The sequence below is a fragment of the Mycobacterium sp. genome (genome assembly GCF_050700595.1).
Classification (GTDB): Bacteria; Actinomycetota; Actinomycetes; order Mycobacteriales; family Mycobacteriaceae; genus Mycobacterium.
This window is the reverse complement of sequence record NZ_JBOHHI010000204.1, coordinates 1-7,139: the sequence shown is the minus strand read 5'-3', so window position 1 is coordinate 7,139 and position 7,139 is coordinate 1. Positions and strand designations below refer to the sequence as shown.

General features: G+C 65.2%; 9 protein-coding genes. 3 read left to right on the top strand and 6 right to left on the bottom strand.

Features of this window, described 5'->3' with window-relative positions:
* Window positions 1–400: cutinase family protein (locus tag ACRDTL_RS19010; protein WP_431508248.1), on the bottom strand; the 400-nt coding region annotated here is incomplete at its 3' end.
* A gap of 212 nt (window positions 401–612) precedes the next feature.
* On the opposite strand from ACRDTL_RS19010, the gene ACRDTL_RS19005 reads away from it, so the two are divergent.
* The 3 genes from ACRDTL_RS19005 (at window position 613) to ACRDTL_RS18995 (ending at window position 4,354) form a co-directional block, all read left to right on the top strand.
* Complete coding sequence (locus tag ACRDTL_RS19005) at window positions 613–2,406, top strand: thiamine pyrophosphate-requiring protein (protein WP_431508246.1); 1,794 nt, start codon at window positions 613–615, stop codon at window positions 2,404–2,406.
* A gap of 42 nt (window positions 2,407–2,448) precedes the next feature.
* Window positions 2,449–3,291: an SDR family NAD(P)-dependent oxidoreductase gene (locus ACRDTL_RS19000; protein ID WP_431508245.1), complete on the top strand. Its 843-nt coding sequence runs from the start codon at window positions 2,449–2,451 to the stop codon at window positions 3,289–3,291.
* 103 nt (window positions 3,292–3,394) lie between these two features.
* Entirely contained in the window at window positions 3,395–4,354 is a 960-nt protein-coding gene (locus tag ACRDTL_RS18995; RefSeq protein WP_431508247.1) for an iron-containing redox enzyme family protein, read from the top strand.
* On the opposite strand, the gene ACRDTL_RS18990 is transcribed toward ACRDTL_RS18995, so the two are convergent.
* The 5 genes from ACRDTL_RS18990 to ACRDTL_RS18970 all read right to left on the bottom strand — a co-directional run.
* Window positions 4,334–4,546, bottom strand: coding sequence for a CDGSH iron-sulfur domain-containing protein (locus tag ACRDTL_RS18990; RefSeq protein WP_431508244.1), 213 nt, complete (start codon window positions 4,544–4,546; stop codon window positions 4,334–4,336). The two genes, ACRDTL_RS18995 and ACRDTL_RS18990, sit on opposite strands and share 21 nt — an antisense overlap.
* On the bottom strand, window positions 4,543–5,232 hold the full coding sequence (locus ACRDTL_RS18985) for a class I SAM-dependent methyltransferase (RefSeq protein WP_431508243.1): 690 nt from the start codon (window positions 5,230–5,232) through the stop codon (window positions 4,543–4,545). The genes ACRDTL_RS18990 and ACRDTL_RS18985 overlap by 4 nt, the downstream gene beginning before the upstream one ends.
* 29 nt (window positions 5,233–5,261) lie before the next feature.
* The gene (locus ACRDTL_RS18980; RefSeq protein ID WP_431508242.1) at window positions 5,262–5,828 is read right to left on the bottom strand and encodes a type 1 glutamine amidotransferase domain-containing protein; all 567 of its coding nucleotides are present in this window, start codon (window positions 5,826–5,828) and stop codon (window positions 5,262–5,264) included.
* 23 nt (window positions 5,829–5,851) lie between these two features.
* On the bottom strand, window positions 5,852–6,838 hold the full coding sequence (locus ACRDTL_RS18975; RefSeq protein ID WP_431508241.1) for an LLM class F420-dependent oxidoreductase: 987 nt from the start codon (window positions 6,836–6,838) through the stop codon (window positions 5,852–5,854).
* Between the two features lie 58 nt (window positions 6,839–6,896).
* On the bottom strand, window positions 6,897–7,139 hold a 243-nt coding region (locus ACRDTL_RS18970; RefSeq protein ID WP_431508240.1), incomplete at its 5' end, for a GatB/YqeY domain-containing protein.

The following is a 7,139-nucleotide window of genomic DNA, read 5'->3' as shown; positions in this document are numbered from 1 at the left end:
GCATGAACGCCGCGTACTCAGCAGGTACTTCCTTGGGTACGGCGGCCGAGGTGACGTAGCCGGCCAGGGCTGCGCCTTGGGAGTATCCGCCGAGCACGATCCTGGTGTTGGGGCAGTTCGCCGCGGTTGACTCGATGTGGGCACCCGCGTCCCGGATCCCGTCGACGAAAGTTCTGGCGAAATCTACGCGGTCACCAAAATCGCTGCTGGCGGCGTAGTCGACCGGATATACCCCGACCGATTTCGAGCCGACTTGTGAGCTCAACGCGTTGACGAAGTCCTGTCCGATCCCGCCAACTCCGGGTGGCTCGGCGGTGCCGCGGGCGAACACCACCTCCACGTCGGGACACGGCTGAGCGAACGCGGACGGGGGCGCGCCCAGTACCACCGGCCAGATCATCAGAATCGGTGCGCTGATGCCGACCAGAAGCCGGCGCGCCCGCTTGACACGAATCAATTTGATGATGTCCATCATTAACCCCGCCGTGTTGCGTCATCCCGACCTTTTGCCAACTTACGCCGCGATCGAAACTCATGTCTTGTCTAGGCCCAGCATCTTCTGGGTAATAACCCTCCTGGATGTTCGCTCGTGGCTCAAGGAAGAGGTGTGCGATGGCAAGCGCTTTGGTCTCCGACTTCGTGTTGGAACGGCTGCGCGATTGGGAGATCGAGAAGGTTTTCGCCTACGCGGGCGACGGGATCAACGGGCTGCTCGCGGCCTGGGGCCGCGCCGGCAACAAGCCGAAGTTCGTGCAGGCCCGCCATGAGGAGATGTGTGCGTTCGAGGCGGTCGGCTATGCGAAGTTCTCTGGCCGACTCGGGGTATGCGCCGCGACGTCAGGCCCGGGCGCGATCCATCTACTCAACGGGCTCTACGACGCCAAGCTCGACCGGGTGCCGGTGCTGGCGATCGTCGGACAGACCAACCGCAGCGCGATGGGTAGCTCCTACCAGCAAGAAGTCGACCTGATGAGTCTGTACAAGGACGTGGCGAGCGACTACGTCCAGATGGTGACGGTGCCGGAGCAGTTGCCCAACGTCTTGGACCGGGCCATCCGCACCGCATTGACCAAGCGCACGGTGACGGCCGTCATCATCCCGGCCGACGTGCAGGAGCTCGAATATTCGCCGCCGACGCAGGAATTCAAGATGGTGCCGTCCAGCCTCGGCTTCGAGTGGCCGGACGTCGAACCGTCGCGGGACGGATTGCAGCGGGCCGCCGACGTGCTCAATGCGGGCGAACGCGTCGCCATGCTGGTCGGGTGCGGCGCGAAGGGCGCTGTCGACGAGATCATCGAGCTTGCCGACCTGCTCGGAGCGGGTGTGGCCAAGGCGCTGCTCGGCAAGGATGTGCTGTCCGACGAGCTGCCCTGGGTGACCGGCGCGATCGGCTTGCTGGGTACGCGTCCGAGCTACGAGTTGATGCGCGACTGCGACACCCTGCTGGCGATCGGCTCGAGTTTTCCCTACATCCAGTTCATGCCCGGATTCGGTGACGCGCGCGGGGTGCAGATCGACATCGACCCGGCGCTGATCGGGATGCGGTTCCCGAACGAGGTGAACCTGGTGGGCGATGCCGCGGCGACGGTGCGCGCGCTGATACCGCTGATCGGCCGCAAGTCCGACCGGTCGTGGCGCGAAACCGTCGAAAAGAATGTGCAGCGCTGGTGGGAGACCATGCAGATGGAAGCCAACGTGTCAGCCGATCCGATCAACCCGATGCGGCTGTTCTCCGAGCTGTCACCCAAGCTGCCCGACAACGTGATCGTGACCGCCGACTCCGGCTCGTCGGCCAATTGGTACGCGCGCCAGCTGAAGTTCCGCGGCAACATGCGCGGCTCGCTGTCGGGCAACCTGGCCACCATGGGTCCCGGCGTGCCCTACGGGATCGGGGGGAAGTTCGCCAACCCGGACCGTCCGGTGATCGTGTTCGCCGGCGACGGGGCGATGCAGATGAACGGGATGGCCGAGCTGATCACGATCGCGCACTACTGGAAGGAGTGGCCCGATCCCCGGCTGATCGTCGCGGTGCTGCACAACAACGACCTCAACCAGGTGACATGGGAGATGCGGGCGATGTCCGGTGCACCGAAATTCCCTGAGTCACAGACACTTCCGAGTGTTGACTATGCCGGCTTCGCAGCCAGTCTGGGGTTGGCGTCGGCGACGCTGACCGATCCCGGTCAGATCGCGTCGGCGTGGGACCAGGCGTTGCGGGCCGACCGCCCGACGCTGCTGGATGTGCATTGCGACCCCAACATCCCGCCGGTGCCGCCGCACGCCACGTTCGATCAGATGAAGGCCGCCGCCACGTCGGTGCTCAAGGGTGACGAGGACGCATTCGGCATGATGAAGGAGGGCATCAAAATCAAGGCCCAGGAGTTCGTCCCGCGCCGCCGCAAGTGATCTGAGAGCGGTCTAGAAGGGCCGGCGATTATCCTTCTGCAAATGGCATCGAGTGTCTCCGGGAAGATCGCATTGGTTACCGGCGGCGCGTCGGGCATCGGCGCCGCATTGACCACCAGGCTGGTCGACGGGGGCGCCGAGGTCTGGATCGCCGATCGTCAGATCAGCGAGGCGCAGGAGCTGGCACAACGCCTTGACAGCGGTGGCGGAAAGGCGTATGCGATCGAGCTCGATGTGCGCGACTACGCATCGTTCGAGCGCGCCGTCGCCGAGGTGGTGCAGCAATCCGGGCGGATCGACTACCTGTTCAACAATGCCGGCATCGGGGTCGGCGGCGAGATCGACTCATACACGCTCGACGACTGGAACGACGTCTTCGACGTGAACCTGCGCGGTGTGGTGCACGGGATCCAGGCGGTCTATCCGATCATGATCCGCCAGCACTCCGGCCACATCGTGAACACAGCGTCCATGGCCGGTCTTACCACTTCTGTTCAAGCGAGCTACACCGCCACCAAACACGCCGTCGTCGCGATCTCGAAGACGTTACGGGTCGAGGCCGAACGTCACGGCGTGCAGGTCTCGGTGCTGTGCCCGGGCGTGATCCGGACCCCGATCCTCACCGGCGGCAAGTACGGACGGGTCAAGATGGCCGGCGTCAGCGACGAGCAACTCCTCAAATTCTGGGAACCATTGCGGCCGATGGCACCCGAAAAGTTCGCCGAGCGCGCTCTTCGCGCGGTGTTGCGTTCAGACGCGATCATTGTGGTGCCAGCACGGTGGAAGGCGTGGTGGTACCTGGATCGGCTGTCGCCTGCCTTGTCGATGCGATTTGCAAAAGTCGCGCTCAAGCGAGTACGTGAAGCGCAGTCCGCCGCCTCCTGATCCGCACGGTTTGACCGGTGCGCAAACAGGGGTACCCGCCCGCGTGGCTCCGGTACAGACCGCCGTCGAACCTCGGCTGCCGGCGGCGCACGGACCGCTGTCGATGGCGGTCCGGCGCAGTCTCACCGAACCCGCACCGCGCGATCAACTGACCCGGATCGGCCCCTCGGTGCGCGAGTCGGATCCCTGGAGTCTGGACCTGCAGCTGGCGCTGTACATGTGCTACGAGCTGCACTACCGCGGTTTCGCCGGCGTCGACCCGACCTGGGAATGGAATCCCGGCCTGCTGCACCTGCGCGGCCAACTGGAACGCACTTTTTTGGCGGGGGTGCGCCGCGACGTCGGCCCGATCGACCCCGACCACACCGCAGCCGCCGAAATGGACGCGCTCTCAATCGAGTCCGCCGATGGCACCGGCCCGTCGTATTGGCTACGCGACGACGGAACTTGGACACAGATGCGCGAATACTTCGTGCACCGATCGCTGTATCACCTCAAGGAAGGCGATCCGCACGCCTGGGCAATCCCGCGTCTGGTCGGCCAGGCCAAGGCTTCGTTCGTCGCCGTCGAGTTCGACGAGTACGGGGCCGGACGCGGGCCGCGAGTTCACCAGCGACTGTTCGCCGACCTGCTGGAGGCAGCCGGGCTGGATTCGACGTATCTGGGCTACCTCGACGTGGTTCCGGCCGAATCGCTGGCGGTGGTCAACCTGATGTCGTTATTCGGGCTGCACCGTTGGTTGCGCGGAGCGGCCATCGGGCATTTCGCGTCGACGGAGATCACCTCGCCACCCGGCTCGCGCCGGTTGGTCCAAGCACTGCAGCGCTTGGGCGCGCCGCCGCAATGCGTCACGTTCTACAGCGAGCACGTCGAGGCCGACGCCGTGCACGAACAGGTGGTACGCCTCGACGTGGTGGGCGATCTGGTCGCCCGCGAACCACAGCTGGACCGCGACGTGGTGTTCGGTATCCGTGCCCATACCGTGGTCGAAGACCGCCTCGCCGACGTGATGATGGCGTCGTGGCAGGCCGGGCAGACCTCGCTACGACGACCGCTGAGCTGACCTGGTGGCGGACCGGCAGCGCCGGTGGCTGGTGTCGCACAGCGGGTAGCTCTTGCTACGCCGGCAGGTGCACACCGCGACCATGAACCGGTCGGATTCGACGACACTGCCGTCGGGCACCTCGATGCGCACCGGGCCGGAAATCAACACCGGACCGTTGGGTATCACCTGCACCCGGGTGCGGTCGCTCATGGTTTGTCCGCCCGAATCACGACCAGTTCCTCTTTGCGGCAACCGTGCCGGGTGCGGCCCGTCTCCTCCAACCAGCCGGCCCGCGCAGTCAGCACCGGACCGAACGGGATCAATTGCGACGCAATCACTTCAGCCTCCAAGCCGGTTGACCACAACGAATCCAGCGATCGTTGCACATCGGCGAATTCGGACTGTACCAGCAGCATGGAGCCACCGTCGGTCAACAAGCCGAATGCCGACTCGCACAACGGATTCAACGCCATGCGCCCATCCATTCCGGCGTTCCACGCCCGAGACGGGCCGGCGGTGTGTGGAATCACCTTGGTGTCGCCGGCCGGCGGAGTGGGTACGTACGGCGGATTGGACACGATGACATCGAACGGCGGGCAATCCAGCGCACCCGTCCAGGATCCTTCCCGGACGTCGACGTCGACTCCGGCATGCACGACATTGCCACGCGAACACCGCACGGCACGCGGACAGATCTCGAACGCGGTCACGCCGGCTGCCCCGAGTTCGGCTGCGGCGATCGCGACGACACCGCTGCCGGTACACAAATCCAGCACCTGCCGCCCCGTCACCAATGCGCTGCGTCGCATGGTGTCGACGAGCAGCTGGGAGTCCTGTTGTGGCCGATAAACCCCGTCAGCGGCCAGCGATGTGTACCCATGAGAAATGGCGGTCACGTGGGCTTCTATGCCCGCCAATGGCGGTGTTAAAACCCAGCGCCGGTCGACACGTGCGCGAATTGCTCGACGATCGTCGAGCAGAACGCCGGCAGATCCGAGGGTGACCGACTGGAAATCAGATTCCCGTCGACGACGACTTCTTCGTCGACGACGTTGGCGCCGGCGTTGCGCAGGTCGGTCCGAATGCTGGGATACGAGGTCACTGTTCGCCCGGTGACCACGTCGGCCTCGACCAGCGTCCACGGTCCGTGGCAGATCGCCGCGACCGGCTTTCCGGACGTAACGAAATCACGCACGAATGCAACCGCTGAAGCGTTGAGGCGCAGCTTGTCCGGGTTCACCGTGCCACCGGGCAGCACCAGCGCATCGAAGTCGTCGACCGATACGCCTGATACCTCGCGGTCGACGGGAAATGTTCCGGCCGGTTCCAGATCGTGGTTTCGTGCCTCGATTTCGCCGGATTTCACCGATAGCAAAGCTGTTTCACCGCCCGCTTCTTCCAGCGCCGTACGGGGCTGTTCGAGTTCGACTTTTTCCACGCCGTCCGCCGCCAGAAAGGCGATCTTCTTGCCTTGCAACTGATGATGTGACATAGCGCTCCTTACCTGGTTGTCCCTTAGATGGCGGCTGCCCGTAGGCCGGCCAGCAACGGCTCGGCGGCTTCCTTGAAAAACTGGTCCTGCGCCTGCCCGCCGATCTGCACCAGCGCGATATCGGTGAAGCCGGATTCCCAGTACGGGCGCACCGCGTCGACGATCGCGTCCAGGTCCGGCCCGCACGGAATACTCTCGGCGACGTCCTCCGGCCGGACGAACTGCGTCGCACCGGCGAACGCGGCCGGTGTCGGCAGGTTCGCGTTGACATGCCAACCGCCGCCGAACCAGCGAAATTGATCGTGAGCGCGTTTCACCGCGGCGTCGCGGTCGGGGTCCCAGCACACCGGCACCTGCCCGACCACCCGGCCGCCGCCGGCCATGCCGGTGGCCTGCCGTGCCGAGTGCCAGGCGTGGACGAGGTCTCCGCTGGGCTCCACCGCGACCAGGTGATCGGCGAGGGTGGCGAACTTGCCGATCGCCTTCTCGCCGGTCATCGACACCGCGATACCGACCGGCACCTCCGGCAGATCCCATAACCGCGCGGAATCCACCTGGTAGTAATCGCCGCGCCAGTCGACCAAACCGCCCTCGAACAGGGCCCGGATGATTTGGATCGCTTCGCGCAGCATGTCCTGACGTTCGTTGACAGCCGGCCAGCCGGTCCCGATCACGTGCTCGTTGAGGTTCTCACCGCTGCCCAGCCCCAGCGTGAACCGCCCGTCGCTCAGGATCTGCACCGTCGCCGCCTGTTGCGCGACGATCACCGGGTGATACCGCATCGTCGGGCAGGTCACGTAGGAGTACAAATCCACCCGTTCGGTGGCCTGTGCCGCCGCGCCCAGCACCGCCCACGCGTTGGGCGCGTGGCCTTGCGAGACCAACCACGGCGAAAAATGGTCGCTGCAGACCTCGAAATCAAAGCCCCGCTGTTCGGCCGAAACCGCGTACCGGACAAGGTCTTTAGGGCCGTTCTGCTCCGTCATCAGGGTGTAGCCGAACCGTGTCATAGCACACGGGTACCCTTGCATCGCTCTTGCAAACGACCTCGCGGGTCGCCGCCAATGTCTACAGGCGGTCCTTTACGGCCGCCGACAGTCGCGCCCCGTCGGCCTTGCCGGCGGCGATCGCGTTGGCCGCCTTCATCACCATCCCCATCTGCTTCATACCGGGCCGCTCACCCAGTTGCTCGGCCACCTGGGCGATCGCGGTTTCGACGACGTCGACCAAGTCGCCCTCGGTGAGCGGCGGCGGCAGGTACTCGTCGATGATCCGTGCCTCGGCGTGCTCCTCGGCGGCCAACTCCCCTCG

What these genes read in the sequence shown, in the direction of transcription:
- ACRDTL_RS19005 (WP_431508246.1), top strand. Translation starts at nt 613, where the DNA reads ATGGCAAGCGCTTTGGTCTCCGACTTCGTGTTGGAACGGCTGCGCGAT.
- ACRDTL_RS19000 (WP_431508245.1), top strand. Translation starts at nt 2,449, where the DNA reads ATGGCATCGAGTGTCTCCGGGAAGATCGCATTGGTTACCGGCGGCGCG.
- ACRDTL_RS18995 (WP_431508247.1), top strand. Translation starts at nt 3,395, where the DNA reads ATGGCGGTCCGGCGCAGTCTCACCGAACCCGCACCGCGCGATCAACTG.
- ACRDTL_RS18990 (WP_431508244.1), bottom strand. Translation starts at nt 4,546, where the DNA reads ATGAGCGACCGCACCCGGGTGCAGGTGATACCCAACGGTCCGGTGTTG.
- ACRDTL_RS18980 (WP_431508242.1), bottom strand. Translation starts at nt 5,828, where the DNA reads ATGTCACATCATCAGTTGCAAGGCAAGAAGATCGCCTTTCTGGCGGCG.
- ACRDTL_RS18975 (WP_431508241.1), bottom strand. Translation starts at nt 6,838, where the DNA reads ATGACACGGTTCGGCTACACCCTGATGACGGAGCAGAACGGCCCTAAA.